This is a genomic window from Streptomyces mesophilus (assembly GCF_040300965.1).
In the GTDB taxonomy this organism is placed as follows: domain Bacteria; phylum Actinomycetota; class Actinomycetes; order Streptomycetales; family Streptomycetaceae; genus Streptomyces; species Streptomyces mesophilus_A.
The window spans coordinates 56626-81159 of record NZ_JBEPEW010000004.1 but is presented as its reverse complement, the minus strand read 5'-3'; the positions used below and the strand labels follow the sequence as shown (position 1 = coordinate 81159).

Below are 24534 nucleotides of genomic sequence, written 5' to 3'. Positions count from 1 at the left end.
CAGGGCCGGCTCAGGGCGCGCTGTCGAGCTTGGCGGCGATGTCCTGGCGGGAGCCGACGCCCAGCTTCGCCAGGATGTGCTCCACGTGCACATCGATGGTGCGCTTGGACAGGACCAGGTGTTCGGCGATCTCGCGGTTGCTGAGACCCTGGGCCACCAGCCGGGCCACCTCGCGTTCCCGACGGGTGAGGGGCTTCGGCGCCTTGCCGGCGGGGAGTTCGGGGGCGAGGCCGCCGCCCGCGGTGGCCCGCTCGACGACCGCGCCGACGGGGTGGGTGGCGCCGTCCTGCCAGCGTGCCGCGAAGCGCTCCTTGCCCAGGGACTCCCGGAGCTCGCGCTCGATGTCCAGATGCCGCTGCTCCATCACGGGGTTGCCGATCAGACGTCCGCCCAGACGCTGCCACTGGGCATCGGCCGCGCCCATGAGCCAGGCGGCGTTGTCGAGGCGCTCGGTGCGGAACGCGATCCACGCCAGCAGCTCCAAGTTGCTGGCGAAGCCCAGGATGTCGCCCATGACGTTCTCGATGCGCAGGGCGGCGACGGCCGAGACCGTACTGCCGGGGTAGTCGGCGAGTTCGAAATGGGAGAGGGCCTTGACGTAGTAGAGGGCCGCATGGAGCCACCCCGGATCGACGTCGTTGTCGGCCAGCCGCCGAAGGTTCCTCTCGCACATCTCCAGAGATCCGCGGGCATCTCCGCTGGCCACCTGGATGTACCCCTGCTGCACCTGCAGAGTCAGCGCCCCGCTCCGGTTGCCGGTGGCGTGCAGGGCGGCGGCGGCCTTCTCCACCGCGGCAAAGGCCTCCTGGAACCTGCCGACGGCGAGCGCGGCCATGTGCATCACCTGGTGCGCCCGGCCCTTGAGGTCCGGATCGTCGATCGCCGTGGCGATGGCCGCCGCCTCTTCGGCCAGCGGATAGGTCGCGGGGTCGGCCTGCGCCGCGGCCAGATAGGCGTTCGTGGAGAGCACCCAGGCCCGCTCCGCGGTGCCCGGCGCGAGGTGCTCGGCGATCCGGTAGCACCAGTAGCGTCCTTCGGTGTTCTTGCCGGGGATGATCCAGTACATCCACAGCGACCGGGCGAGCAGCGCCGCCTGGTGGTAGCGGCCCGCGTCGAGCGAGTTCTCCAGAGCCGCGCGCAGCTGGCCGTCCTGCTGGCGCAGCACGTTGTAGCGGGAGATCTGGCCGGCGGCGTCGAAGTCGCGGTCGAAGATGCGGGCCAGTTCGGTGTAGTAGAGGCAGTGCGCCTCCCGCAGGTCCTCCCGGCTGCCCGCCGTCTGCGCCAGCTCGATCCCGTACTCGCGGATCATGTCCAGCATCCGGTACCACTCGCCGTCGCGGATGAGCACGCTCTTGTCCACGAGTCCCGCCAGGGATTCCACGAGCTCGGCCGGGTCGAGGACGCCGCCGGCGCAGACGTACTGAACGGCGTCGAAGTCGAACGGGCCGGAGAACACCGAAAGCCGTTCCCACAGCACCTGTTCGGCCTCGGTGCACAGTCCGAAGCTCCAGTCGATGGCGGCACGCAGCGTCTCGTGCCGTGGTGTGCCGCCGCGCAGCCGGGCGAGCAGTGGGACCCCGTTCGCGAAGTGCTCGATCAGCACGGACAGCGGCAGCGCGCGCAGCCGCACGGCGGCGAGCTCGATGGCCAGCGGCATCCCGTCCAGGGAACGGCACAGCTTGACCGCCTGCTGCCGGGCCTCCTGGTCCATCACCAGACCGGGGACAGCGGCCTGGGCCCGTTGCACGAACAGCTCCAGTGCGTCACCGCCGTCCGCCCGTACGGGCAGCGGCTCGACGCTGAAGACATGCTCCCCGGACACGTTGAGGGACTGCCGGCTGGTGGCGAGTACGGTGACACCGCCCGCGTGCCGGAGCAGCGCCTGGGCCAGCTCCGCGCAGGCGTCGACGAGGTGCTCACAGGTGTCGAGGACCAGGAGCGAGCGGCCCGACTGCAGCCGTCGTACGACCGCTTCCAGGGCGGACACCGCCTCGCCCTGGGCCAGACCGAGCGCGGACGCCACGGTGTGCGGCAGCAGTCCGGGGTCGGTCAGGGCGGACAGCTCCACCCAGAACGCCTCCTGTCCGGAGGTGTCACGGGACCGGCGGGCGGCCCGCAGCGCGAGCCGGGTCTTGCCGACTCCGCCGGGGCCGGTCACCGTCACGAGACGCGACTGGGCCAACGCGAGCTCCAGGGAGGCCAGTTCTCCGCCGCGGCCCACGAAGTCGGTCGCCTCCAGCGGCAGGCCGCCCATCGGGCCCACACCCTGTTCTCGCGTCACGCGCCATCCCTTCGCCGGATCCGCACCGGCGAGAGGCGTCGAGCCGGGCTCGCGGCCTCAACTCCCCGGTGCCGTCCCCATTTTGGACGCGAACCTGCGGCGTCCGCTCAAAACCGGCGCACTTGGCCGAGACTCGCGGGGTCCCGCGCGACGATTCCCGAACGCCCGCGCGACGATCCCCGAACTCCCGCTCGACGACCGCCGGACTGTGCGCCGGACTGTGCGCCGGGCCGGGCACGGAAGGAACCGCCCGCCGGCCCTCCGGACTGATCGCGAACGCAACTGTGGCCCTGCCCCAGGGAGTTACCCCCGGGGCAGGGCCACAGCGCTCAGTCAGCGCACCTCAGCGGCGATGGCTCAGGCTCGGACGTCGAACCGGTCCAGGTCCATGACCTTGGCCCACGCGGCGACGAAGTCCGTGACGAACTTCTGCTTCGCGTCGTCGCTCGCGTACACCTCGGCGAGGGCACGCAGCTCGGAGTTGGAGCCGAAGGCCAGGTCGGCGCGGGTACCGGTCCACTTGACGGCACCCGAGGCGTCACGGGCCTCGAACTCGTCCTGCGCGGCGGACGTGGACTTCCAGGTCACGCCCATGTCGAGCAGGTTGGCGAAGAAGTCGTTGCTCAGCGTGCCGACCTTGTCGGTGAACACACCGTGCTTCGAGCCGCCCGCGTTCGCACCGAGGACACGCAGACCGCCGACGAGGACGGTCATCTCCGGGGCGGACAGGTTGAGCAGGTTCGCGCGGTCGAGCAGCAGGAACTCGGCCGGCAGGCGGTTGCCCTTGCCGACGTAGTTGCGGAAGCCGTCGTACTGCGGCTCCAGGGCGGCGAAGGACTCGACGTCCGTCTGCTCCTGGGAGGCGTCGACACGGCCCGGCGTGAACGGGACCTCGACCTGGACGCCGCCGTCCTTGGCGGCCTGCTCGACGGCCGCGGTGCCCGCGAGGACGACCAGGTCGGCGATCGAGACCGGCTTGCCGAACGAGGCCTGGATGCCCTCGAGGACGCGCAGGACCTGGGCGAGGTCGTCCGGGTTGTTGACCTCCCAGCCGCGCTGCGGCTCGAGGCGGATACGGCCGCCGTTGGCGCCACCGCGCTTGTCGCTGCCGCGGAAGGAAGCGGCGGCGGCCCAGGCGGCGGAGACCAGCTGCGAGACGGTCAGGTCCGAGGCGAGGATCTGCTCCTTGAGGGCGGCGATGTCCGCGGCCTCCAGGGCCGGGCCCTGCTGCGCCGGCAGCGGGTCCTGCCAGATGAGCTCCTCGGCGGGGACCTCCGGGCCGAGGTAGCGGACGACCGGACCCATGTCACGGTGCGTCAGCTTGTACCAGGCACGGGCGAAGGCGTCCGCGAACTCCTCCGGGTTCTCGTAGAAGCGGCGGGAGATCTGCTCGTAGACCGGGTCGAAACGCAGCGACAGGTCGGTGGTGAGCATCTGCGGCTTGTGCTTCTTCGCCTCGTCGAAGGCGTCCGGGATGATGTCCGGGGCGTCCTTGGCGACCCACTGGTGGGCGCCGGCCGGGCTCTGCGTGAGCTCGTACTCGTACTCGAAGAGGTGCTTGAAGAAGTCGTGGCCCCACTGCGCGGGCGTGGTGGTCCAGGTGACCTCGAGGCCGGACGTGATCGCGTCCTTGCCCTTGCCGCTGGCGTGGGTCGAGGCCCAGCCGAGCCCCTGGGCCTCGATCGGCGCACCCTCGGGGTCGGCGCCGACCAGGTTGGCGTCGCCGGCGCCGTGGGTCTTGCCGAAGGTGTGGCCACCGGCGATGAGGGCGACGGTCTCCTCGTCGTTCATCGCCATCCGGCGGAAGGTCTCACGGATGTCGCGGGCCGCGGCGACCGGGTCCGGGTTGCCGTTGGGGCCCTCGGGGTTGACGTAGATGAGGCCCATCTGCACGGCGCCGAGCGGGTTCTCCAGCTCGCGGTCGCCGGTGTAGCGCTCGTCGTCCAGCCAGACCTTCTCGGGACCCCAGTAGACGTCCTCCTCGGACTCCCATACGTCCTCACGGCCGCCGGCGAAGCCGAAGGTCTTGAAGCCCATGGTCTCAAGGGCGACGTTACCGGTGAGGATCATGAGGTCGGCCCAGGAGATCGACTGGCCGTACTTCTTCTTCACGGGCCACAGCAGACGGCGGGCCTTGTCCAGGTTGCCGTTGTCCGGCCAGGAGTTGAGCGGCGCGAAGCGCTGCTGGCCGGCGCCGGCGCCACCGCGGCCGTCGCTGATGCGGTACGTGCCGGCGGAGTGCCAGGCCATACGGATCATGAGCGGGCCGTAGTTGCCGAAGTCGGCCGGCCACCAGTCCTGCGAGGTGGTGAGCACCTCGGCGATGTCCCGCTTGACGGCCGCGAGGTCGAGGTTGTTGAAGGCCTCGGCGTAGTCGAAGTCCTCACCGAGCGGGTTCGCCACGGCGGGGTTCTTCGCGAGGATCTTCAGGTTCAGCCGCTCCGGCCACCACTGCTGGTTGCCACCACCCTGGGTGGGGTGCAGCGCGCGGTCTCCGTGCGCAACGGGGCAGCCCCCGGTGGGCGCAACGACTTCGTTGTTCTCGGACATGGAAATCCCTCCGGACGGGGCGGATCGCGGTGCTCACGTACTGCTCAAGAGCAGAGCTCTGTGTACTGCGTAAGAACTGTCCAAGCGGAACAGCGGGCGGACGGCAGCGCCACGCTGGTGGCCTCCGCACTCTCCGCCGAACTGGAACCTTTCAGGTCCCTTGGCTCTCATCGAGCCTGATCCTACAATGGACAGAGTCCAAGTCAAGAAACACGCTAAACCTTGCACCCGTGAATGTCCTGCCGACCGAAATAGGTGATCCGAGATGAGCGACCTCCTGGAGCGACTGCGCGGCCGCGGCTGGCGGATGACCTCGCAGCGCCGTGTCGTGGCGGAGGTGCTCGACGGTGAGCATGTGCATCTGACCGCGGACGAGGTGCATGTGCGGGCGGCGGCGAAGCTGCCGGAGATCTCGCGCGCGACCGTCTACAACACGCTCGGCGAACTGGTCTCGCTCGGCGAGGTCCTCGAGGTCGCCACCGACGGCCGCGCCAAGCGCTACGACCCCAACGCGCACCGCCCCCACCAGCACCTGGTGTGCTCGGGGTGCGGCGCGATCCGGGACGTGCGCCCGCAGGGCAATCCGCTCTCGGACCTGCCCGCCGAGGAGCGCTACGGCTTCACGGTCGAGGCCGTGGAGGTCACGTACCGCGGGGTGTGCCCGTCCTGCTCGGCCTGAACGACGTGCCGCGCCTCTTCGCGTACGGGGCGGTCTACAGCACCTTTTTCCGTACGAGCACCGAAAGCGCCAGCGCCCCCGGCAGCAGCGGCAGCCAGCCGCTGATCACCCGGTAGCCGATCACCGCGGCGGTGGCCAGGGCCATCGGCGTACCGAAGACGACCAGCGTGAACACCATCGCGGCGTCCACCGGCCCGATCCCGCCCGGTGCCGGCACCGCTCCGACCATCGCGCTCGCCGCGAGGTGGGCGAAGATCACGTGGGTCCAGGGCAGCGGTACGCCCAGCGACGCGGCGACCGCCGCGAGCGTCGCCGCCTGGAACAGCGGCAGCGCGGCCGCGCCACCCCACAGCGCGAGGACCCGGCTCGGCCTGCTGTGCAGCAGCCGCGCGTCGGTGAGCGCCGTGCCCATGAAGGTGATCAGCGGGCGGCGCAGCGGAGTCACGACCTTGAGCACCACCGCCACCGCCACGAGCGCCCCGGCCGCGCACCCGGCGACGATGAGGAAGGTCTCACCGTCCGGCAGCAGCTCGCCCACGGGCAGCGTGTCCGGGAAGGCGCCCAGGAACACGAGGATCAGGGCGAACTTCGCCACCGGCTTGACCAGCGAGTACAGCGCGAGGGAAGCGGTCGCCCTGGTCAGCGGGATCCCGCGGCCCTGAAGGAACCGCAAGGTGACCGCGTGCGCACCGAGCCCGGCAGGCAGCACATGGTTGGCGGCGCCCGCCGCGAACTGCGAGGCGAGCAGCTGTCCCGGCGGCAGACGCTCGGGGATCGCGCCCTGGCGGATGAACGAGGCGGCCACACTGCACAAGCCGGTGAAGACCACGGCGAGGAACAGCCACCCTGGATCGGCCGATGCGAGGCGGGCCGTGCCGTCGCGTACGGAGTCCCAGTCGACCGCCGCCCAGATCCCGATGAACAGGACGGGCAGCACGCTGAGGATCAGGCGGACCTGGCGGCCGCCGAGGGAGCCGAGGGAAAGGCGCTTGAGGGGAGCCGGGGAGGTGGACCCGGGCGCGGGCAGCTCTTCGAGCCGGAGCGGGGACACGGCGCACGTCATCCTTCCGCGTCGTGCCCGCCGCTGGGGGAGCTCAGGTGCGGGCCGGTTGGACACAGGGGGGTGGAGTCGAGGAAAGGGTTCCCTTTTTGAGCTGTTCCCATCCTTGATGACGAATCGGCATCCCGGGGAGAAATGCGCAGTTCTGTACATCACACCGTCAACTGTCGGATCGGGTGCACACGTTCATCCGTCACCCCTGTGAGTGACTGCGGCGCGGCAGGACCGGACGGACGGCCCCGCTGGGCGATCTTCGTTCCGTCACCCGTCTGTGTGCTGTGAAGGAGTGCGATGCCGGTCCATTCGGGATGGGGGGAGCCGTCCGCCCGCCGGCTCCTGGCCCGCCGCTGCCGGGAGATCACCGAGGCCCGCTGGTTCGCGGTCGCCGTGATGAGCCTGATCCTGGTCAACGCGGTGCTGCTCGGCCTCGAGACCTACTCCGGCTTCGCCGCCGAATGGCGCCACGCACTCCGCCTCGCCGAGCATCTGTGCCTGGCCGGTTTCACCGTGGAGATCCTGCTGCGGATCGCCGCCCACGCGGACCGGCCACGCGACTTCTTCCGCGACCCCTGGAACCTCTTCGACCTCGCCGTGGTCGCCTGTGCGTTCCTGCCGGTGGTGAGCGAGAACACCACCCTGCTGCGGCTGCTGCGCCTGGCCCGGGTGCTGCGCACCGCGCGCTTCCTGCCGCAGCTGCGGGTCCTGATGGTCGCGGTCGCCCGCAGTCTGCCCGGCACCCTCAGCTTCCTGCTCGTCGGGGCGCTGCTGCTCTATGTGTACGCGATGGTGGGCTGGCTCTTCTTCCACGAGTCCGACCCCGCACACTTCGGCTCACTCGGCCGTGCGCTGCTCACGCTGCTCCTGCTGATGACACTCGACGGGCTCGGGGACGCGGTGCACGCCGGGCTCGCGTACTCGCGCTGGACACTGCTCTATTACGGGGCGTATGTGCTGATGGCCTCCTTCGTCCTGGTCAATGTGCTGATCGGTGTCGTCATCAACTCCCTCGAAGAAGCCAAGGAGCTGGAACAGCAGGAGGAGCGGGAGCAGCAGAGGGAGCGGGAGTGCGGCGGACAGGCCGGTCGGGAGCTCCCGGAACTGCGGCAGCGCATCGTGGCCGCCCGCCAGGCCCTCGACGACCTGGAGCAGAGCCTGCCGGGCCCGGCGCGGGCGCAGCTGGCCGACGGTGGCCGGAGGTGAACACCGAGCGCGTTCATGGACGCGTGCCGTGTCATCCGGCGCGGTTCATCGTTTGATTCGTTTGATCGTTTGTTTCTGATCGTTCGTTGTGGGATCCCGGCGGCGCGGAACGAGGACTGCGGATGGCTGTGCTGTGTCTGGTGGGTCTGGGCGCCTTCGTCGCGCTGACCCCCGTGCAGGTCGCCGCGCAGGTGAGCGCCGATGCCGCCGGGGTGGTGCACGGGACGGTGTCGGGGGTGGTCGAGGTATGCCCGGCCGAGCCCGCGCCGCACTCGCCGCCGCCTCCGTCCGCCCCCGCGCCGTCCCCGCCCGCCGCGCCTCCCGGGGCACCCGCTCCCGAACGTCCCGCCGCCGGGCCTCCGCCCGCCGCCGGGCCGCCGGCACCCGGGCCGCCCGGCTTGCGGGAGCGGCCGGCGCGAACGGTGCCGGCTCCGATTGCCCCCGCGTCTGCGGTGCAACCTCCCGGGGTACCGGCCGCCGAGCAGCCCGCACCGGCCGAACTCACCCCGCCCCCGCCGCACATGGCGCCCGGGCCCACCTTCCCCGTACGCCCCTACCGTTCGGCCCTGATCAAACGCCCCGTACCCGGGGGCTTCTCGACCGTGACGCTGATGACCGTCGTCACCGCGCCGGCCGTCCTCGCGGCCGCGGCCCTCCGGCCCGGTGGCAGGGGCCGCTCGTCACGGGCCTGAGCGCTCTTCCGTCCGTCTGCACCCATGCCTCGAGTCCCGCCCGTACCCCTGGAGTTGCCCCGTGTCCGAATGGCTGGTCCTCGCTCTCGCCATGGTCTTCGTATGTGCCGTGGTCGTCGCCGTGCCCATGCTGCGGCACCGCAGCAAGCCGGCCGCCGAGGACGACACCTCGCAGACGCCCGATGTCATCGAGTACATGGTGATGATGGTCGGCGTGGTCTACGCGATCGTGCTCGGCCTCGCGATCGCCGGGGTCTGGGAGGCCAGGGGCGCCGCGGAGGACTCCGTACGGCGCGAGGCGCAGGCGCTGTACGAGGTGACGCAGCGGGTCGAGGTCTATCCGCCAGAGGTGCGCGACCGGATCCGCGACCAGGTCGCCGCCTATGCCGCGCACACCGTGCACAGCGAATGGCCCCGGCTGACCTCGGGCACCGCGCCCTCGGCGCACGGCGCCCAGCTGCTCTCGGAGGTACGCGGCGACATCACGCGTCAGGCACCGGCCTCCGAACTGCAGGCGCAGGCCTATCAGCCGCTGCTCGACCAGATCGCGATCGCCGACGACGCCCGGCACGTACGGGTGAGCGCCGCCGAACCGACCCTGCCGGGCGTGGTGTGGTTCGGTCTGGTCGCGGGCGGGGTGGTGATCGTCGGGCTGATCTTCACGCTGCAGATCCGGCGCTCGGCACGGGAGCTGCTGCTCGCCGGGGTGTTCAGCGCGCTGATCGTCTTCCTGCTGTTCCTGGTGTGGAACTTCGACGCACCCTTCGGCCGCTACGGGACCGAATCGGCGGAGCCCTTCCAGGAGTTGATCGTCGGCGTCTGACGCCGGCGCCGGGCCCTCGGACGAGCGGCACCGGCCCCTCAGGCGATCGGCGCCAGCCGCGGGGCCGCCGGAACCCTGTTCTTGGCGTGCACCGTGGAGCCCTTGCGCCACTTCTTCCAGGAGAGGTTCCAGTCGCCGTACCCGTTGTCGAACGGCGTCATGTCCTCGCCCAGGCTGTTGATCACCTGGACGATGTCGCCGGGGCGCACCAGGTCGAAGAACCACGCGGCGTTGGACATGCTCATCCCCGTGCAGCCGTGGCTGACATTGGCCACGCCGTGCGAACCGACCGACCACGGGGCGGCGTGCACGTACTCACCGCTCCAGGTGACGCGGGTCGCGTAGTTCACCTTGAGGTCGAAGTAGTCGCTGCTGCCGCGGGCGATGCCGATGCCCTCGCCGCGCATCCGCACAAGACGCTCCTTGGCGAGCACCGTCTTGATGCCGTTGCGGGTGCGGTAGCCGGCCTTGCCGGTGGTCACCGGGATGGTGCGGATCTCCTCGCCGTTGCGCAGCACGGTCATGGTGTGCGTGGACGCGTCGGTGATCGCCTCGATACGGTCGCCGATCCGGATGGTCAGCGGCTTGGAGCCCGCTCCGTACACCCCGTCGCCGATGTTCACGCCGTCGAGTGCGCTGCGCACCGTGATCTCGGTGTGCGCGGGCCAGAAGGAGCGCGGGCGGTAGTGCAGGTTCTGGTCGTCCACCCAGTACCAGGCACCCTCGACCTGCGGCGACGAGCTCACCCGCAGGGCCCGCTCGATGCGCGCGCGGGCGTCCGCCCGCTTGGCGGGTACGGGGCGGTTGAGGGTGGCCGTGACGGGCTGGCCCACGCCGTACGTACCGGCCTTCGGGCCGAACTCGGCGGTCAGGCGGCGGCCTTGGGGCGCGGCGGTACGGAAGTGCAGCGTCGAGACGACGGGCGCGCCCGACGGCGTCTCGGTCCGTACCGTCGCGCGGTAGCGGAAGCCGGCCGGCACAGCCCAGGTGGAGCGCCAGGTGCGGCCGTCGGCGCTGAGGCTTCCGCCGAGCGCGCCGCCGCGCGGGCCGGTCACGGAGACATCGGTGATGTGCCCGTTGGCCCGCATCGTCAGGGCGAGCGGGCCCGAAAGGGCGACCGGCTGCCGCACCGTCCTGCGGCCCTCGTGCATCGCCACGGTCCACGTGGCGGCGCCCGGGTGGCTGACCAGACAGACGCGGCCGCCGCCCGGTGCGCGGCACAACCCCTTCTTGTCCACGCCGAGTTGGGAGTCGCGGGGAGCCGACGCCCTGCTCAGGGCGTCGGCGGGGAACTGCGGGGCGAAGCCCGGGCCGCTCGGTGCGGCGCCGGTGCCGGGGGAGTGCGCGGCCGCCGCAAGCAGCAGTGCGGCGGTGGCCACGGAGACGGTGCCCAAGGTCCGGATACGTGCGCTCAACGTGACCACTCCTGACAACTCCGAAGGGCGCACGAGCAGCACCCGGTATGAAAGATCATCATTAATGACCGGCGGACGGGTGCGGCCCGAACGGGCGCGCGGCGCGAGTGGTTCAGCCCGAACGCAGTAACCGGGAGCGGATGTTGCCCGCGCTCAGCGCCCGCCGGGGATGACCAGGCCCGACTCGTACGCGGCCACGACCGCCTGCGTACGGTCGCGCAGGCCCAGCTTGGCCAGGACCCGGCTGACGTGCGTCTTCACGGTCTCCTCGCTGACGTGCAGCCGGGCCGCGATCTCCGGGTTGGACAGACCCTCGGCGATCAGCCGGAGCACCTGCGTCTCGCGCGGGGTGAGGGCCGCGAGGTCTGCGGCCGGGCGGGCCGAGGGGCGCAGCCGGGCGAACTCCGCGATCAGCCGGCGCGTCACGGTCGGCGCGAGCAGGGCCTCGCCGGCCGCGACCACCCGTACCGCGTCGAAGAGCTTCTCGGCGGTGACGTCCTTGAGCAGAAAGCCGCCCGCTCCGGCGCCGAGCGCGTCGTACACATGCTCGTCGAGGTCGAAGGTGGTGAGCATCAGGACGCGGATGCCGGTGTCGGCGAGCCGCGCCGTCGCCTCGATCCCGTCCATCACCGGCATACGGACGTCCATGAGGACCAGGTCGGGGGTGAGTTCGCGGCAGATGCGGACGGCTTCGGCGCCGTCCTTCGCCGTGCCGGCCACCTCGAAGTCCGGCTGGGTGGCGAGGAGCCCGGCGTAGCCGGCGCGGACGAGCTCGTGATCGTCGGCGATGACCAGGCGCAGGGGCTGCTCGCTCATGATGTCTCCTCGTCGAGAGCCTCTGCCGTGGACGGCGCCGGCAGCGTCACCGCGACATGGAAGCCGCCGCCGAGCGCCGGCCCGCACTCCAGCTTTCCGCCGACCATCGTGGCGCGTTCCCGCATCCCGGTCAGACCGTGGCTGCCCTGCGGGGCGGAGGCCTCAGGACCGGGTCCGTTGTCCCGGATGCGCAGCCGCAGTTCGCCGGGGCGGTAGTGGAGCGTCACATCGACGGCCGCGCCCGGCGCATGGCGGCGGGCGTTGGTGAGGGCCTCCTGCACGATGCGGTACGCGGTGAGCTCCACGCCCTGGTCCAGCGGACGGATCCGGCCGCTGACGATCAGCCGGGCCGCGCCCCCGCCCGCGTCACGGGTCTCGTCGACCAGTTCCGCCAGCTCCTGAAGGCCCGGCTGCGGCCGCCGCGTCGGCACGGCGCCCGAGTCCTCGCGCAGCACACCGAGCAGCCGGCGCATCTCGGTCAGCGCGGTGCGCGCCGTGTCACCGATCGCGAGCAGCCGCTCCGCGCCGGTCGGCGGCATACCGGCCGTGGTCAGCCGTGCCGTCTCCGCCTGGACGGCGATCATCGAGATGTGGTGGGCCACCACATCGTGCAACTCCCGTGCGATACGGGCCCGTTCCCCGCGGGCCGCATGCTCCTGGATCGTCTCCGCGATGGCCCGCTCGGTCGCGCTGTGCGCCCGAGCCTCGGACAGGGCCCGGCGCGCGAGACCCGTCGCCGCCGCGGCCAAGGCGCTCAGGCATACGAGCACCGTGACCTGACGGTCGCCGAGCCCTGCCACCGCGTATCCGAGGAAGGGCAGGGGCAGCAGCGAGGCGGGCAGGCGCGGGCCGTGGCGGCCCAGGGCGTAGAGGCAGACGAGGAGCGCGGGCAGGCCCCCGGCGGTGAACACGTGGTACGGGGCGAGCGCGATCAGCGCCGCCGCCGAGGCGACGAGCGCCGCCCAGAAGGGCTGCACACGTACGGCGGTGAGCGACAGGGTCGTCGCGAGGGCGAGGATCAGCGCGATCGGCAGCCGGTCGGGATAGCCCCGTACGGCGAGCTCCACCGTGGCCGCCGCCGCGAGCACGGCAGCGGTGAGCTTCGGGGCGGCCGGTGCGGCGGACAGGGCCCGCAGCTTCCGGGCCGGTATGGCGTTCACCTGGTCATTGTCACCGAGAAGGGGGCGCGAGGAGTCCCTCACGTGGGGGATACGAAGACTGCTCCATGGCGTGACGACCCTCGGCCGGGCCGTCCCTAGCCTCATTGCTCATGGACAGCAATGACGGCACCGTCCAGGTGCGCGGACTGCACAAGCGGTTCGGGCCCGTCACAGCACTCGACGGGCTCTCCTTCACGGTCACCCCGGGTCAGGTCACGGGGTTCGTCGGGCCGAACGGCGCCGGCAAGTCGACCACCATGCGGATCATGCTCGGCCTCGACGCGGCCGACGACGGCGAGGCGCTGATCGGCGGCCGGCGCTATCACGCGCTGCGCACCCCGCTCCACGAGGTCGGCGCGATGCTGGACGCGGCCGCCGTGCACCCCAGCCGACGCGGCCGCGACCACCTGCTGTGGCTCGCGCACTCGCACCGCATTCCGGTACGGCGGGTCGACGAGGTCCTCGAACTGGTGGGCCTCGCCTCCGCCGCCCGCCGCCGCGCCGGCGGCTACTCGCTCGGGATGCGGCAGCGGCTCGGGATCGCGAGCGCACTGCTCGGCGATCCGCCCGTGCTGCTCTTCGACGAGCCCGTCAACGGACTCGACCCCGAAGGCATCCGCTGGATCCGCGGCTTCCTGCGCTCGCTCGCCCGCGAGGGGCGCACGGTCCTGGTCTCCAGCCACCTGATGAGTGAACTCGAGGACAGCGCCGACCACTTGGTGGTGATCGGACGCGGCAGGGTCATCGCCGACACCAGTGTGCGCGAACTGCTCGCCGCCGCGTCCGCGGACCGGGTCGCCCTGCGCACGAGTGCCCGTACGGAGGCGATGACCGTGCTCGCCGCCGCGGGGGCCACGGTCGCTGCGACCGGACGGGAAACGCTCACCGTGTCCGGGCCCGACGCGGAGAAGGTGGTGCGACTGCTCAGCGGGGCGGGGGTGCCGTTCTCCGAGATCTCGGCGCACCGGGCCACGCTCGAAGAGGCCTATATGGAACTGACCGGGGACGCCCTGGAGTTCGCGGCCGCGCCCCTGGACCAGGCCGACGAGGAGGGCGTGCGATGACCGCCACACGGACACCGCCCGTCGCGCCGTACCGCTCCAGTGCGGTGCCGGCGGGCCGGGACGGGTTCGCGCAGCTCCTTCGTGCCGAGTGGACCAAGCTGCGGACCGTGCGGCGGTGGAATCTCACGCTGCTCGGCGCGGTGCTCGTGACCGTGCTCATCTCCCTGTTCACCGCGAGCAGTTCGAGCGTGCAGCTCGGCGGCGGCGACCGGCCGCCCGCGCCCACCGGGCCCGGCGGCGAACAGATCCTCGACTCGTTCCGCTACGTCCACCAGGACCTGCCCGCCGACGGCACCATCACGGTCCGGATCGCGGACTTCGGTACCGACACCCCGGTCACGCCCGAGTGGGCCAAGGCGGGGGTGCTCGTCAAGAAGAGCGAAGCCCAGGGGGCCTCGTACGCCGCGATGATGCTCACGCCGGAGCACGGGGTGCGGATGCAGTACGACTTCGTGCACGACACCTCCGGCGGCGCCGCCTCCGTGGACGAGCCGCGCTGGCTGCGGCTGACCAGGGACGGCACGAACCTGACCGGGTACCAGTCGGCGGACGGCAAGGAGTGGACGAAGGTCGCCACCGCTCAGGTGCCGGGTCTGACCGGGACGGTGCAGGTCGGCATGTTCGTCGCCTCTCCGACGGTCACCGAGCTCGACCGGCAGTTCGGCGCGGCCTCCATCGGCGACCGGCCCACCCGGTCCACCGCCAAGTTCGACCAGGTCTCCGTCACCGGCGCCCAAGGCGGCTGGCAGCACACCGACATCGGCGAACCCCCGGCCGGCGAGAGCGAGTCGGGCGAGTCTGGCGGCACGTTCACCGTCACCGGCTCCGGGGACATCGCGCCCGCGACCCAGCACGGCGACCTCGCCATGATGAGCCTGAGCGGCACACAGCTCGGCCTCGTCCTCATCGGTGCACTCGGCGTCCTGTTCATCACCGCCGAGTACCGGCGCGGCATGATCCGTACGACGTTCGTGGCGAGCCCGCGGCGCGGCAGGGTACTGATCGCCAAGGCCGTGGTCGTCGGCGTCGTCACCTTCGTCGCCGCTCTGGTCGCGACCGTGGTGTCCTTCCTGATCGCGCAGCCGATCCTGCGGGCCAACGGCCACAAGCCACCCCAGTTCCCCGAAGTGAGCCTGACCGACGGGCCGGTGCTCCGTGCCGTCGTCGGCTCGGCCGTGCTGCTCGCCCTGATCGCGGTGCTCGCGCTCGGGCTCGGTGCGCTGCTGCGGCACACCGCCGCGGCGATCGCGACCGTCGTGGTCCTGTTCGTGGCGCCGCTGATCCTGGTGACCGCGCTGCCGATCGGGTTCGCCCAGTTCCTGCAGCAGGTCACCCCGCTCGCCGGCTTCGCGATCCAGGAGACCTCGACGCGCTACGACCATGTGGCAAGCATGTGCCTGCCCGAGGAAGGCTGCTATCCGCAGGGCCCCTGGCTCGGCATCGCCACTCTGTTCCTGTACGCGGTGGCCGTGCTCGCGCTCGCGATCTGGCGGGTACGGAGGCGGGATGTCTGAGGCCCTGGTGACCGCCGGGGCGCCCGTGACCGGCCGAGGTGCGGCGCGGATGACCGACACGGTGCGCGCCGAGTGGACGAAACTCCGTACGCTGCCCAGCACTTGGTGGCTGCTGATCGCCATCGCCGTATGTACGGTCGGCGTCGGGGCGCTGACCTCCGGGGCGCTCTCGGTCGGCGACTGTCTGCAGCGGCGCACCTGCGACGAGGACACGGTAGAGCTCAGCCTGACCGGGGTCTGGGTGGGGCAGGCCGCCATGGCCGTGTTCGGGGTGCTCGCGGTCACCTCGGAGTACGGCACGGGGACCATCCGCCCGACCCTCACGGCGATACCGTCCCGGCTGCGGATGCTCGCCGCCAAGGCCGTGGTCGTGGCCGGGCTCGCGGCGCTCGCGGGAGCGGTCTCGGTGCTCGGGTCGCTGTACGCGGGCCGGATGCTGATCCTCGACGCCGGGTTCACCACCGGGACCGGCTATCCGCCGATCAGCCTCGCGGACGGGCCCACGCTGCGGGCGGCCGTCGGGGCCGTCCTGTACTTCGTGCTCGTCGCCCTGATCGGTCTCGGCCTCGGCGCGGCGCTGCGGGACACGGCGGGCACGCTCACCGCGGTCCTCGTCCTCCTCTACGGATTCCCTCTGGTGGCCGGCATGTTGGCGGACCCGGACTGGGTGGAGAAGGCCCAACGCGTCTCGCCCACGTCCGCCGGCCTCTCGGTCCTCGCGACCCGCAACCTCGACGCGCTGCCGATCGGTCCCTGGGCGGGCCTCGGGGTGGCGGCGCTGTGGGCGGCCGGGATGCTCGGGTTGGGGTGGGGGGTGCTGCGGGGGCGTGATGCGTGAGGCGGGTGCTCGGCCGGGCGGGGTTGTGGGGCGCCCGGCCGGGTGCGGCAGTCGGTGTCGTACTCCCCGCCTAGCATGGCCGTTCGAGCCACACGACGGAGGTGCTGGAGTGCGGGAGCTGTTCGTACGGGATGCCGGGGCATGGATGCGCTGGATCGAGCTGAACCCGGCCGCGGGGGAGTCCGGTCCGGCCCGGGTCTACATCCACGGCATCGGCTCCAGCGCCGCCTCCGACTTCGCCGAGACCGCCACATGTCCGCCCCTCGCGGGCCGCCGGAGCCTCCTCGTCGACCTGTTCGGCCACGGCTACAGCGACCGTCCCGCGGACTTCGGCTACCGCATGCGCGAGCAGGCCGACGCGGTCGCCGCCGTCCTCGAGCACACCGGCCTGCGCGATGTGGAACTGATCGGACACTCGATGGGCGGCGCGGTCGCCATCGAACTGGCCGCCGCGCGCCCCGACTTGATCGCCAAGCTGGTGGTCGCCGAACCCAACCTCTTCCCCGGCGGCGGCTTCGTCAGCCGCGTCATCGCCGAGCAGGACGAGGCGGCCTTCGTCGCCGAGGGGTTCGCGCGGATGGTGGCGGGCGAGAAGCTCCCCGACTACGCGGCCCGCCTCCGCCTCGCCGACCCCCGCGCCCTGCACCGCAGCGCCACGGCCCTCGTCGAGGGCACGGACCCGAGCTGGGGCGCGCTGCTCGTGGACCTGGACCGGCCGCGCGCCTTCGTGGTGGGGGAGCGGACCCGGCCCGACGCGGAGACGGATCTGATGGCGGCGGCCGGGGTACCGGTCGTGGATGTACCGGGCGCCACGCACAACATGATGATCGACAACCCGGGCGGTTTCGCTGAGGCGGTGGAGCAGGCGCTCGAGCTGGCCGAGCCGGGAGCGTAGGGCTGCCTGTTCCGTGGATCGGGCCCAGGGCCGCCCTACGCGCTCGAACCCGCCTGACCCGTACTGCCGGTGAGGCCGCCCAGGCGTGTGTGGAGTCCCGTGGCCTGGGTGTTCAGCTCGCGCGATACGGCCTGTGCACCCACTCCTCGGCCGTGGTCCTCGAGGCCGCTGTCCCGCAGGGTCGTCGCCCAGGCCCGCAGATGCGTGACCGCTCCGGCGACATGACCCTCGGCGTCGTGGAGCGGGATGGCCGCCGCGCCCGTCGGATCGTCCAGTGCGTCGGCCGTCTCCATGCGCAGCCGCTGCACCTGCCGGGCGAGTTCCTGCCGGGTGTCGGCGGGCAGGTCGTGCGCACGGGCGATCAGCCTCAGAAGGCTGTCGCAGGAGTTGACGACAGCCCGCAGCAGCCGGAAGTCGTGGTCGAGGGGCGTCCGGCCCCTGGCCAGGGCAGGCACCCGCAACGCCGGGCTGTACGGAGTGATCGGCACCGCGTCCTGGGCCCTGAGGGCCTCCCGGAAGCAGGGGTGGATCTCGAACTCCCTCTCGTCCGCCTGCAACGGCCGGTCGAACCCGCCCGCGTAGACGACCTCGTCCCCGCGGCGCACGCCGAGGAAGCCGACCGTATGGAGAATGTCGATCACCGCCTCCGGCGTGAACGATTCGGTGTACGCGGGGAAGCGGCGTTCCAGATCCCCGCAAGCCTGGGCGAGCAGGCTCGCCACGGCCGGCCGCGTCACCACGTACCCACCGTTGGCGAAAAGTCCGAGGAGCGATTCGAGGAACGGGTGGGCGACAAGGTATTCCTGCGCCAGATCCTGCAGCTTCCAGACCGAGAACTGCCGTCCGGCCTCGACCACATCGGCCTCGGTGATCTGCGTCCGACCGTTGTGGACCGCACGGTCCCGGCACAGATTGAGGTACTGGATGGCGTCCCTCGGCCTCGGCAGGGCCCGTGTGAAGAGATACGAGGCGGTCTCCTCGCCCTCGACCTGGCGCGGGAAGACCTGCTGCCACAACTGCGTCTCGTCGAGCCCGGACCCCGCCGATGCCTGGGCACGGGACAGCGCGAGCCGGCGCAGCTGGGGCACCGGCCAGTCGATCCGCATCTCGTAGCTGCGGAACTTGTCGCCCTCGCCGAAGGTCAGTGAGTCGTAGATGTCGGAGCGCAGAAAGACCAGGCAGCGCACCGCGCCCGGGTATTTCACCGCGACGTCCTTCGCCGCGAGCAGCAGGCCGATCACCATGGAGTTGGCGTCCGCCTGACCTGACCAGACCTTCTCCAGCTGGTCCACGAGCAGCAGCAGGGGCGGATGCGCCGCGGCGCAGTCCAGATCGCGGAAGGCGAGCGCCACATGGTCCTCGAGCACTTCCAACTGGCGCCCCGCCCGGGCGCCTTCGGTGGCCGTATGCCCGAGATCGACGCCGATCTGGAAGCCGAACGCCCCGAGCTGCAACCCGTTGGTCTGCAGCCGTTCGCGGCCCTGTGCCGCGAAGTCGGCGAGCCGTGTGCCCGGCAGCTCACCGTTGTCCCGCAGGAACTTCCGCAGGTCCTTGACCGAATCCGGCTCGCGCCGGCCATGGGCCTCCCGCGCATGCGAGGTCAGATGGCGCGCCGCGTGCACCGCGAACACATACCGCCAGATCAGCGACTTGGCGGTGTCCCCGGCTAAGCCCTGCAGCTCGAACCGCCGGATCTCGTCGCCGGCCGCGTCGTCCGGCGTGATCGTGACCGTGGCACCGGCGTGCCCGCCCTCCGCACCCAGATGCACACAGATCGCGCTCTTGCCGGACCCCTTGCGCCCGATGATCAGCATCTTGCGCCCGGACACGGCGGCGTCATACGCGGCGGTCTGCAGAAAACCCGCCCGCAACAGGCCGTTTGCCATGTCCTGTTCGGCCTCGTCGTGGCCGAAGTACAGCCGTTCGACGACGGACGGTTCGGTCATGTGTCCCCCTGCGCTGTGACGGCTCGTCACTCGTTCGTGAATCGTCCCGCGGCGGCCCGCAGGGTAGAGCATTCCGCGGAGGCCAGCCATGGAACAGACAGTGTTGCGACCCAAGCCGATGCCCGGCCGCGCACCCGCGCCGGGACACCGTCCGCATGCCGTACGGCGGCGTGCCAGGCGGTTCAGAACCGTACTCGGTGCGACCGTGATCGCGCTCGTCCTCGTGCTCGCGGGGATCGGGCTCGGGACGGTGGGCGCCACCGTGATCGGCATGAGCAAACTCGCCGATCTGCAGAAGCAGGCGGCTGCGCAGGGACCGCCCCCGTCCGCGTCCGCCGGCAAGAAGGGCGGTGCGCCGCCCACGCGGACCCAACCCCAGGGCGGCCAGGGCGAGTCGGTCGCTCCCGCGCCCGCGACGATCGGGGTGGAGGCGGTGGATCCGGCCTCGGGCGAGGGGGCCCGCCTGGTGGGCGTACACCAGCCGGGGCCCGGCTACAGCGCGGGCCTTGTCCGCGGCGATGTGGTCACGGAGTTCGCGGGCAAGCCGGTCGACTCGGCCCAGGGCCTGGCCCGCGCGGTCGCCGCCGCCCGGCCGGGCAAGGAGGTGGCCATCGGCGTACGGCATGAGAACGGCAACCGCCAGGTCCTGGCCGTCATCCCGGGAGTGGTCACGTAAGCGGTGCCCTTCGGGGACGGTCCCGTAAGCGAGCCGTTTGGGGCTCGTCACCCGAGGGGCGCCCGCACGCTGCGGAAGTGCGTGGTCAACCGGCCCTCGTCGTCCAGGACATGGAGTGCGAAACCGGGATCGGCGGCGCGGTCGGCCACCGCGTCGCCCTCCCAGGGCAGCCGCAGCGTCCAGGTCACGCCCGGACCGACGGCCACGGGACGGCCGGCGAAGACCGTGGCGGCCGGGGTGTGGGCATGGCCGGTGATCAACGCCCGGATCCGCGGCCGCCGTTCGAGCAGCTCCGCGAGGCGCTCGGGCTCGTGCAGCGGATACGAGTCGGGCAGCGGGGCGTGCAGCGCGACCGGCGGGTGGTGGAACGCGAGCAGAGCCGGGACGTCGGGGCCGAGAGCGTCGAGCGTGCGCTCGATCCAGTCGTACGTCTCGGGCGAGAGCAGTCCGTCGTCCTGTCCCGGGATGCTCGAGTCGCACATCAGGACCGCGGTCCCGTGGATGACCTCGACGCTGTTCACGGGCGCGTCCGAGGCGGCCTGCCCGAGCAGCGCCTTGCGGTAGGCCTCGCGGGCATCGTGATTGCCGGGGCAGGTCAGGACCGGATACGGCAGGCCGGCAAGGAGCCCGGCGGCCTCCTCGTACTCGGCGGCGGCGCCGTGGTCCGCGATGTCCCCGGTCACCAGGAGGGCGTCCACGGGCATCTCCCGCAGCCGCGCGATCACGCGCGCGGCGCGCTCGCGGGCACGGTCCGTTCCGTCGAGGTGCAGATCGCTGATCTGGGCGAGGACGAGCACGAGGCCTCCAAGTCGCTTAATGGTTGAGATCGATCTAACCGTTAACCCAGGGGGGAGTGCAAGGGGTCCGCACGAGAGCCCGCCGCTCGCTTCGTACGGAAACGACGTGGCGATGGGGCGCTCGGTCCGGGCACGATGGCCCCATGCTGAGCACCCTCCTCGCCTTCCTCGGCGCCTGCACCCTGATAGCCGCGTCCCCCGGCCCGAGTACCGTGCTGATCATCAAGAACTCGCTGCGCAGCCGCCGTTCCGGCTTTCTGACCGTGCTCGGCAACGAGACCGGCGTCTTCGTCTGGGGCGTCGTCGCCGCCCTCGGCCTCACCGCCCTGCTGGCCGCCTCGGAACTCGCGTACGACGTGATGCGCATCGTCGGCGCCGTGGTCCTCGTGGTCTTCGGCGCGCAGACACTGTGGGCCGCCAGGAAGCGGAAGAAGGACGGGGGTGAGGCCGAGGGCTGGGAGGCGCCGGAGCGGTCCGGCTGGTCCTCGTACCGGGGCGGGCTCCTTCTCAACCTCGCCAACCCCAAGGCCGCGATCTTCGCGATGTCCTTCCTGCCGCAGTTCGTCCCGGCCGGCGCTCCCGAACTGCCCGCGATGATCGCGCTCGCCGCCATCTGGGCCGTGTTCGAGGTGGGCTACTACGGCGTGTACGTGTGGTGCGTGGGCCGGATGAAGACCTATCTGTCGCGGGCCCGGGTACGCCGGCGTCTGGAACAGATCTCCGGCGGAGTGCTCCTCGCCCTGGGCGCGCGGCTCGCGCTCGACGGCTGAACGGGCCGATTCCCGCTCGCGCCTCCTCGACCACGGGAGGGAGGATGGGTCCGTCGAAGCCCACACGCATCGAGGAGCCCGCGATGTCCACCGCCCCCGCGCCGTTCACCGCCGACGACTACCAGGCCCGGATGGAGCGCGCGGCGCAGGCCGCGGCCGATGCGGGTCTTGCCGGGGTCCTGATCGCGCCCGGACCCGACATGGTGTGGCTCACCGGGTACCGGCCGCCCGCCGAGACCGAGCGGCTCACGATGCTGGTCCTCGCGGCCGGCCAGGAGCCCGTGCTCGTCGTCCCGACCCTCGAAGCGCCCGACGCCGAGAAGGCCGCGGGCGCGCCCGCGCTGACGCTGCGCGACTGGACCGACGGCAAGGACCCCTATGCCGTGACCGCGCCGCTGCTCGATGTCGACGGCCGCTTCGGCGTCAGCGACAACACCTGGGCGCTGCATCTGCTCGGCATCCAGGGCCAGCTCCCGGGCACCACGTACACCCCGCTGACCGCGTGCCTGCCGATGCTGCGCGGCGTCAAGGACGCCCACGAACTGGAGCGGCTCGCGGCCGCGGGCGCCGCCGCCGACGCCACGTACGAGGAGATCAAGAAGGTGCGGTTCGCGGGCCGGCGCGAACTGGAGGTCGCGGGTGATCTCGCTGATCTGCTGCGGCAGTTCGGGCACGAACAGGTCGACTTCACCGTCGTCGGCTCGGGGCCGAACGGTGCCAACCCGCACCACGAGGCGGGCGAGCGGGTCATCGAGCACGGCGACATGATCGTGCTCGACTTCGGCGGTCTGATGCACGGCTACGGCTCGGACACCTCCCGTACGGTCCATGTCGGCGAACCCACCGACGAGGAGCGCAAGGTGCACGACATCGTGCGCCGGGCGCAGGAGGCCGGGTGCGCGGCGGTCCGGCCGGGGATCGCCTGCCAGGAGGTGGACCGGGCCGCGCGTGCGGTGATCGACGAGGCCGGATACGGCGAGTACTTCATCCACAGGACCGGGCACGGCATCGGTGTCACCACGCATGAACCGCCGTACATGATCGAAGGCGAGGAGCAGCCGCTCGTGCCCGGGATGTGCTTCTCGGTGGAGCCCGGGATCTATCTGCCGGGCCGCTTCGGCGTACGGATCGAGGACATCGTGACCGTCACGCAGGACGGCGGGCGGCGGCTCAACGCCACCGAACGGGAGCTGGCCGTCGTCGAGTAGGAGCCGGGGCGTCGGTTCGAGTGGGAGCCGGGCCCCTCAGTCCAGCGGCGCGACCGTGAAGTGCCGTACCTCGAGCGGTGCGGTGAGGTACTCCTCCTCGCCCGGCAGCGTGATCGGCTCGTCCCGCCAGTTCTCCCCTGCGTAGTCCGCCAGGTCCTGCTCGCCGCGCCAACGGCTCACATAGAGGAGCGAGTTCGGCGGCGCGAGCAGGACCTCGTGGCCGATCATGCCGGGGTAGCGGTCGGGCCAGTCGCGCACCATGGTGACGATCCAGTCGCGGAAGGCGTCGAAGCGCTCGGGACGTACGCGGGCCTCGCTCACTCTGATGATCACGGCTGTCAGCGTGCCACAGGGCTGGAGTGGTGTCCCTGTTCCGCGTCACAAATCCTAGGCGGGCGCCAGGAGTACGCAGGATTCCGGCGCAAGCGTCAGCACCCCGTCCGCCCCCGGCGCCTCGACCGGCTCCCATGCCGCGAGCACCCGCGAGGCACCGCCCTGGAGCGGGATCCGCGCCGGCTCCTTGCCGAAGTTGACCGCGATCCGCAGATCGCCGCGGCGCAGCGCCAGCCAGCGTCCCTGCTCGTCGAACGCGGCCCGCAGCGCCGCCAGATCCGGGTCCTCCAGATCGGGCAGCGAGCGGCGCAGCGCCACCAGCTCCTGGTACCAGGCCAGGACGCGGGCGTGGTGTCCCGTGCTCGGCTCCGACCAGTCGAGACAGGACCGCTCGCGGGTCGCCGGGTCCTGCGGGTCCGGGATCTCCATTTCCGCCCAGCCGTGGGCCGCGAACTCCCTTCTGCGGCCCGTCCGTACGGCCTCGGCGAGCTCCGGGTCCGTATGGTCCGTGAAGTACTGCCAGGGCGTGGAGGCCGCCCACTCCTCGCCCATGAAGAGCATCGGCGTGAACGGCCCGGTCAGGGTCAGCGCCGCCGCACAGGCGAGCAGGCCGGGGGAGAGGGAGTCCGAGAGCCGGTCACCGAGCGCGCGGTTGCCGATCTGGTCGTGGGTCTGGCTGTAGCCGACAAGGCGGAAGGCCGGAACGCGGGCGCGGTCCAGGGGCCGGCCGTGGGCGCGGCCGCGGAAGGAGGAGTACGTGCCGTCGTGGAAGAAGCCGGACGTGAGCGTCTTGGCGAGCGCGGCGAGCGGAGCTTCGGCGAAGTCGGCGTAGTAGCCCTGGGATTCGCCGGTCAGGGTGGAGTGCAGGGCGTGGTGGAAGTCGTCGTTCCACTGTGCGTGGAGCCCGAGCCCGCCCTCGCCGCGCGGGGTGATCAGGCGTGGATCGCAGAGGTCGGACTCGGCGATCAGGAACAGGGGGCGGCCGAGCTCGGCGGCCAACTCGTCGACCGCCGTGGACAGTTCCTCGAGGAAGGGCAGCGCGCGGGAGTCGTGCAGCGCGTGCACCGCGTCGAGCCGCAGCCCGTCGAGCCGGTAGTCGCGCAACCAGGCGAGCGCGCTCTGCAGGAAGTACGCGCGGACGTCGTCCGAACCCGGTGCGTCCAGATTGACGGCCGCGCCCCACGGGGTGTGGTGGGTCTCCGTGAAGTACGGGCCGTACGCGGGCAGGTGGTTGCCGGACGGCCCGAGGTGGTTGTGCACCACGTCGAGCACCACACCGAGCCCGAGCTCATGCGCCGCGTCGGCAAAGCGCTTCAGCGCCTCGGGCCCGCCGTAGGGCTCGTGCACGGCCCACGGCGCGACCCCGTCGTAACCCCAGCCGTGCCTGCCGGGGAACGAGCACAGCGGCATCAGCTGGACATGGGTGATCCCGAGCCGCTTGAGGTGGCCGAGCCGGGCGGCCGCGGCGTCGAGGGTGCCCTCGCGGGTGTACGTGCCGATGTGCAGCTCGTAGAGCACGGCGTCGCGCATCCCGAGTCCGGGCCAGTCGTGGCGCCAGGTGTACGCGGTGGGGTCGACGACCGCGCTCAGGCCGTCCGGACCGTCGGGAAGGCGGCGCGAGCGGGGGTCGGGAAGCACCGGCCCGCCGTCGAGCAGGAACCCGTAGCGGTCGCCGTCGGAGGCCTCGGCTTCGGTGATCCACCAGCCCGCACGGGTCGGATCCGGGTCCAACGCCCGCTCGACGCCTTGGAGTTGCAGCGTCACCTGCTGGGCATCGGGTGCCCACACCTCGAACAGCACGGACGATTCCCCCTCGT

The 24534-nt window shown here is 71.6% G+C and carries 21 protein-coding genes; 11 read left to right on the top strand and 10 right to left on the bottom strand.

Features of this window, described 5'->3' with window-relative positions:
* Positions 1 to 10: 10 nt before the first annotated feature.
* Both ABT367_RS02860 and katG read right to left on the bottom strand, forming a co-directional pair.
* Positions 11 to 2281, bottom strand: a complete 2271-nt coding sequence (locus ABT367_RS02860; RefSeq protein ID WP_352248885.1) for an ATP-binding protein — start codon at positions 2279 to 2281, stop codon at positions 11 to 13.
* A 357-nt stretch (positions 2282 to 2638) separates the two neighbouring features.
* On the bottom strand, positions 2639 to 4831 hold the full coding sequence (katG, locus tag ABT367_RS02855) for a catalase/peroxidase HPI (RefSeq protein WP_352248883.1): 2193 nt from the start codon (positions 4829 to 4831) through the stop codon (positions 2639 to 2641).
* A 265-nt stretch (positions 4832 to 5096) separates the two neighbouring features.
* On the opposite strand from katG, the gene ABT367_RS02850 reads away from it, so the two are divergent.
* Positions 5097 to 5510 carry a Fur family transcriptional regulator gene (locus tag ABT367_RS02850; protein ID WP_352248881.1) on the top strand — a complete coding sequence of 138 codons (414 nt, stop codon included), beginning with the start codon at positions 5097 to 5099 and terminating at the stop codon, positions 5508 to 5510.
* Positions 5511 to 5544: 34 nt separating this feature from the next.
* On the opposite strand, the gene ABT367_RS02845 is transcribed toward ABT367_RS02850, so the two are convergent.
* A complete protein-coding gene (locus tag ABT367_RS02845; RefSeq protein WP_352248879.1) occupies positions 5545 to 6561 on the bottom strand; it encodes a lysylphosphatidylglycerol synthase transmembrane domain-containing protein in 1017 nt (338 codons plus the stop codon).
* A 300-nt stretch (positions 6562 to 6861) separates the two neighbouring features.
* Between ABT367_RS02845 and ABT367_RS02840 the strand changes: the two genes are divergently transcribed.
* The 3 genes from ABT367_RS02840 (at position 6862) to ABT367_RS02830 (ending at position 9285) form a co-directional block, all read left to right on the top strand.
* The gene (locus tag ABT367_RS02840) at positions 6862 to 7770 is read left to right on the top strand and encodes an ion transporter (protein WP_352248877.1); all 909 of its coding nucleotides are present in this window, start codon (positions 6862 to 6864) and stop codon (positions 7768 to 7770) included.
* Between the two features lie 122 nt (positions 7771 to 7892).
* Positions 7893 to 8462: a hypothetical protein gene (locus ABT367_RS02835; protein ID WP_352248874.1), complete on the top strand. Its 570-nt coding sequence runs from the start codon at positions 7893 to 7895 to the stop codon at positions 8460 to 8462.
* A gap of 61 nt (positions 8463 to 8523) precedes the next feature.
* A complete protein-coding gene (locus tag ABT367_RS02830) occupies positions 8524 to 9285 on the top strand; it encodes a hypothetical protein (RefSeq protein ID WP_352248872.1) in 762 nt (253 codons plus the stop codon).
* Positions 9286 to 9323: 38 nt separating this feature from the next.
* Here the strand turns inward: ABT367_RS02830 and ABT367_RS02825 are convergent, their stop codons facing one another.
* The 3 genes from ABT367_RS02825 to ABT367_RS02815 all read right to left on the bottom strand — a co-directional run bounded on the left by ABT367_RS02825 (position 9324) and on the right by ABT367_RS02815 (position 12676).
* Positions 9324 to 10700 carry a L,D-transpeptidase gene (locus ABT367_RS02825; protein WP_352248870.1) on the bottom strand — a complete coding sequence of 459 codons (1377 nt, stop codon included), beginning with the start codon at positions 10698 to 10700 and terminating at the stop codon, positions 9324 to 9326.
* Between the two features lie 153 nt (positions 10701 to 10853).
* The gene (locus ABT367_RS02820) at positions 10854 to 11516 is read right to left on the bottom strand and encodes a response regulator transcription factor (protein WP_352248868.1); all 663 of its coding nucleotides are present in this window, start codon (positions 11514 to 11516) and stop codon (positions 10854 to 10856) included.
* Positions 11513 to 12676, bottom strand: a complete 1164-nt coding sequence (locus ABT367_RS02815) for a sensor histidine kinase (protein ID WP_352248866.1) — start codon at positions 12674 to 12676, stop codon at positions 11513 to 11515. The genes ABT367_RS02820 and ABT367_RS02815 overlap by 4 nt, the downstream gene beginning before the upstream one ends.
* Before the next feature lie 110 nt (positions 12677 to 12786).
* Between ABT367_RS02815 and ABT367_RS02810 the strand changes: the two genes are divergently transcribed.
* From ABT367_RS02810 to ABT367_RS02795, 4 genes are all read left to right on the top strand, one after another.
* Positions 12787 to 13740 (top strand): ABC transporter ATP-binding protein, encoded by a 954-nt coding sequence (locus ABT367_RS02810; protein WP_352248864.1) that lies wholly within the window; start codon positions 12787 to 12789, stop codon positions 13738 to 13740.
* Complete coding sequence (locus tag ABT367_RS02805) at positions 13737 to 15254, top strand: ABC transporter permease subunit (protein ID WP_352248862.1); 1518 nt, start codon at positions 13737 to 13739, stop codon at positions 15252 to 15254. Before ABT367_RS02810 ends, ABT367_RS02805 begins: the two co-directional genes overlap by 4 nt.
* Positions 15247 to 16092: an ABC transporter permease gene (locus ABT367_RS02800; RefSeq protein ID WP_352248860.1), complete on the top strand. Its 846-nt coding sequence runs from the start codon at positions 15247 to 15249 to the stop codon at positions 16090 to 16092. The genes ABT367_RS02805 and ABT367_RS02800 overlap by 8 nt, the downstream gene beginning before the upstream one ends.
* Positions 16093 to 16201: 109 nt before the next feature.
* Complete coding sequence (locus ABT367_RS02795; protein WP_352248858.1) at positions 16202 to 16987, top strand: alpha/beta fold hydrolase; 786 nt, start codon at positions 16202 to 16204, stop codon at positions 16985 to 16987.
* A 35-nt stretch (positions 16988 to 17022) separates the two neighbouring features.
* On the opposite strand, the gene ABT367_RS02790 is transcribed toward ABT367_RS02795, so the two are convergent.
* Positions 17023 to 18933 carry a P-loop ATPase, Sll1717 family gene (locus ABT367_RS02790; protein ID WP_352248856.1) on the bottom strand — a complete coding sequence of 637 codons (1911 nt, stop codon included), beginning with the start codon at positions 18931 to 18933 and terminating at the stop codon, positions 17023 to 17025.
* Between the two features lie 88 nt (positions 18934 to 19021).
* Between ABT367_RS02790 and ABT367_RS02785 the strand changes: the two genes are divergently transcribed.
* A complete protein-coding gene (locus ABT367_RS02785) occupies positions 19022 to 19609 on the top strand; it encodes a PDZ domain-containing protein (protein ID WP_352248854.1) in 588 nt (195 codons plus the stop codon).
* A 47-nt stretch (positions 19610 to 19656) separates the two neighbouring features.
* Here ABT367_RS02785 and ABT367_RS02780 read toward each other — a convergent pair whose 3' ends face one another.
* Positions 19657 to 20406, bottom strand: coding sequence for a metallophosphoesterase (locus ABT367_RS02780; protein WP_352248852.1), 750 nt, complete (start codon positions 20404 to 20406; stop codon positions 19657 to 19659).
* A gap of 143 nt (positions 20407 to 20549) precedes the next feature.
* Between ABT367_RS02780 and ABT367_RS02775 the strand changes: the two genes are divergently transcribed.
* Both ABT367_RS02775 and ABT367_RS02770 read left to right on the top strand, forming a co-directional pair.
* Positions 20550 to 21176, top strand: coding sequence for a LysE family translocator (locus ABT367_RS02775; RefSeq protein ID WP_352248850.1), 627 nt, complete (start codon positions 20550 to 20552; stop codon positions 21174 to 21176).
* A gap of 83 nt (positions 21177 to 21259) precedes the next feature.
* Positions 21260 to 22384, top strand: a complete 1125-nt coding sequence (locus ABT367_RS02770) for an aminopeptidase P family protein (protein ID WP_352248848.1) — start codon at positions 21260 to 21262, stop codon at positions 22382 to 22384.
* Between the two features lie 36 nt (positions 22385 to 22420).
* Here the strand turns inward: ABT367_RS02770 and ABT367_RS02765 are convergent, their stop codons facing one another.
* A complete protein-coding gene (locus tag ABT367_RS02765) occupies positions 22421 to 22717 on the bottom strand; it encodes an antibiotic biosynthesis monooxygenase (protein ID WP_352248846.1) in 297 nt (98 codons plus the stop codon).
* Positions 22718 to 22771: 54 nt separating this feature from the next.
* Positions 22772 to 24517 carry a malto-oligosyltrehalose trehalohydrolase gene (treZ, locus tag ABT367_RS02760; RefSeq protein ID WP_352248844.1) on the bottom strand — a complete coding sequence of 582 codons (1746 nt, stop codon included), beginning with the start codon at positions 24515 to 24517 and terminating at the stop codon, positions 22772 to 22774.
* Positions 24518 to 24534: the final 17 nt, after the last annotated feature.

Bases quoted from the DNA above. Each gene is read 5' to 3' on its own strand.
- ABT367_RS02805 (WP_352248862.1), top strand. From the start codon at position 13,737: ATGACCGCCACACGGACACCGCCCGTCGCGCCGTACCGCTCCAGTGCG.
- ABT367_RS02820 (WP_352248868.1), bottom strand. From the start codon at position 11,516: ATGAGCGAGCAGCCCCTGCGCCTGGTCATCGCCGACGATCACGAGCTC.
- katG (WP_352248883.1), bottom strand. From the start codon at position 4,831: ATGTCCGAGAACAACGAAGTCGTTGCGCCCACCGGGGGCTGCCCCGTT.
- ABT367_RS02770 (WP_352248848.1), top strand. From the start codon at position 21,260: ATGTCCACCGCCCCCGCGCCGTTCACCGCCGACGACTACCAGGCCCGG.
- ABT367_RS02835 (WP_352248874.1), top strand. From the start codon at position 7,893: ATGGCTGTGCTGTGTCTGGTGGGTCTGGGCGCCTTCGTCGCGCTGACC.
- ABT367_RS02790 (WP_352248856.1), bottom strand. From the start codon at position 18,933: ATGACCGAACCGTCCGTCGTCGAACGGCTGTACTTCGGCCACGACGAG.
- ABT367_RS02850 (WP_352248881.1), top strand. From the start codon at position 5,097: ATGAGCGACCTCCTGGAGCGACTGCGCGGCCGCGGCTGGCGGATGACC.
- ABT367_RS02775 (WP_352248850.1), top strand. From the start codon at position 20,550: ATGCTGAGCACCCTCCTCGCCTTCCTCGGCGCCTGCACCCTGATAGCC.
- ABT367_RS02810 (WP_352248864.1), top strand. From the start codon at position 12,787: ATGGACAGCAATGACGGCACCGTCCAGGTGCGCGGACTGCACAAGCGG.
- ABT367_RS02800 (WP_352248860.1), top strand. From the start codon at position 15,247: ATGTCTGAGGCCCTGGTGACCGCCGGGGCGCCCGTGACCGGCCGAGGT.
- ABT367_RS02785 (WP_352248854.1), top strand. From the start codon at position 19,022: ATGGAACAGACAGTGTTGCGACCCAAGCCGATGCCCGGCCGCGCACCC.
- ABT367_RS02840 (WP_352248877.1), top strand. From the start codon at position 6,862: ATGCCGGTCCATTCGGGATGGGGGGAGCCGTCCGCCCGCCGGCTCCTG.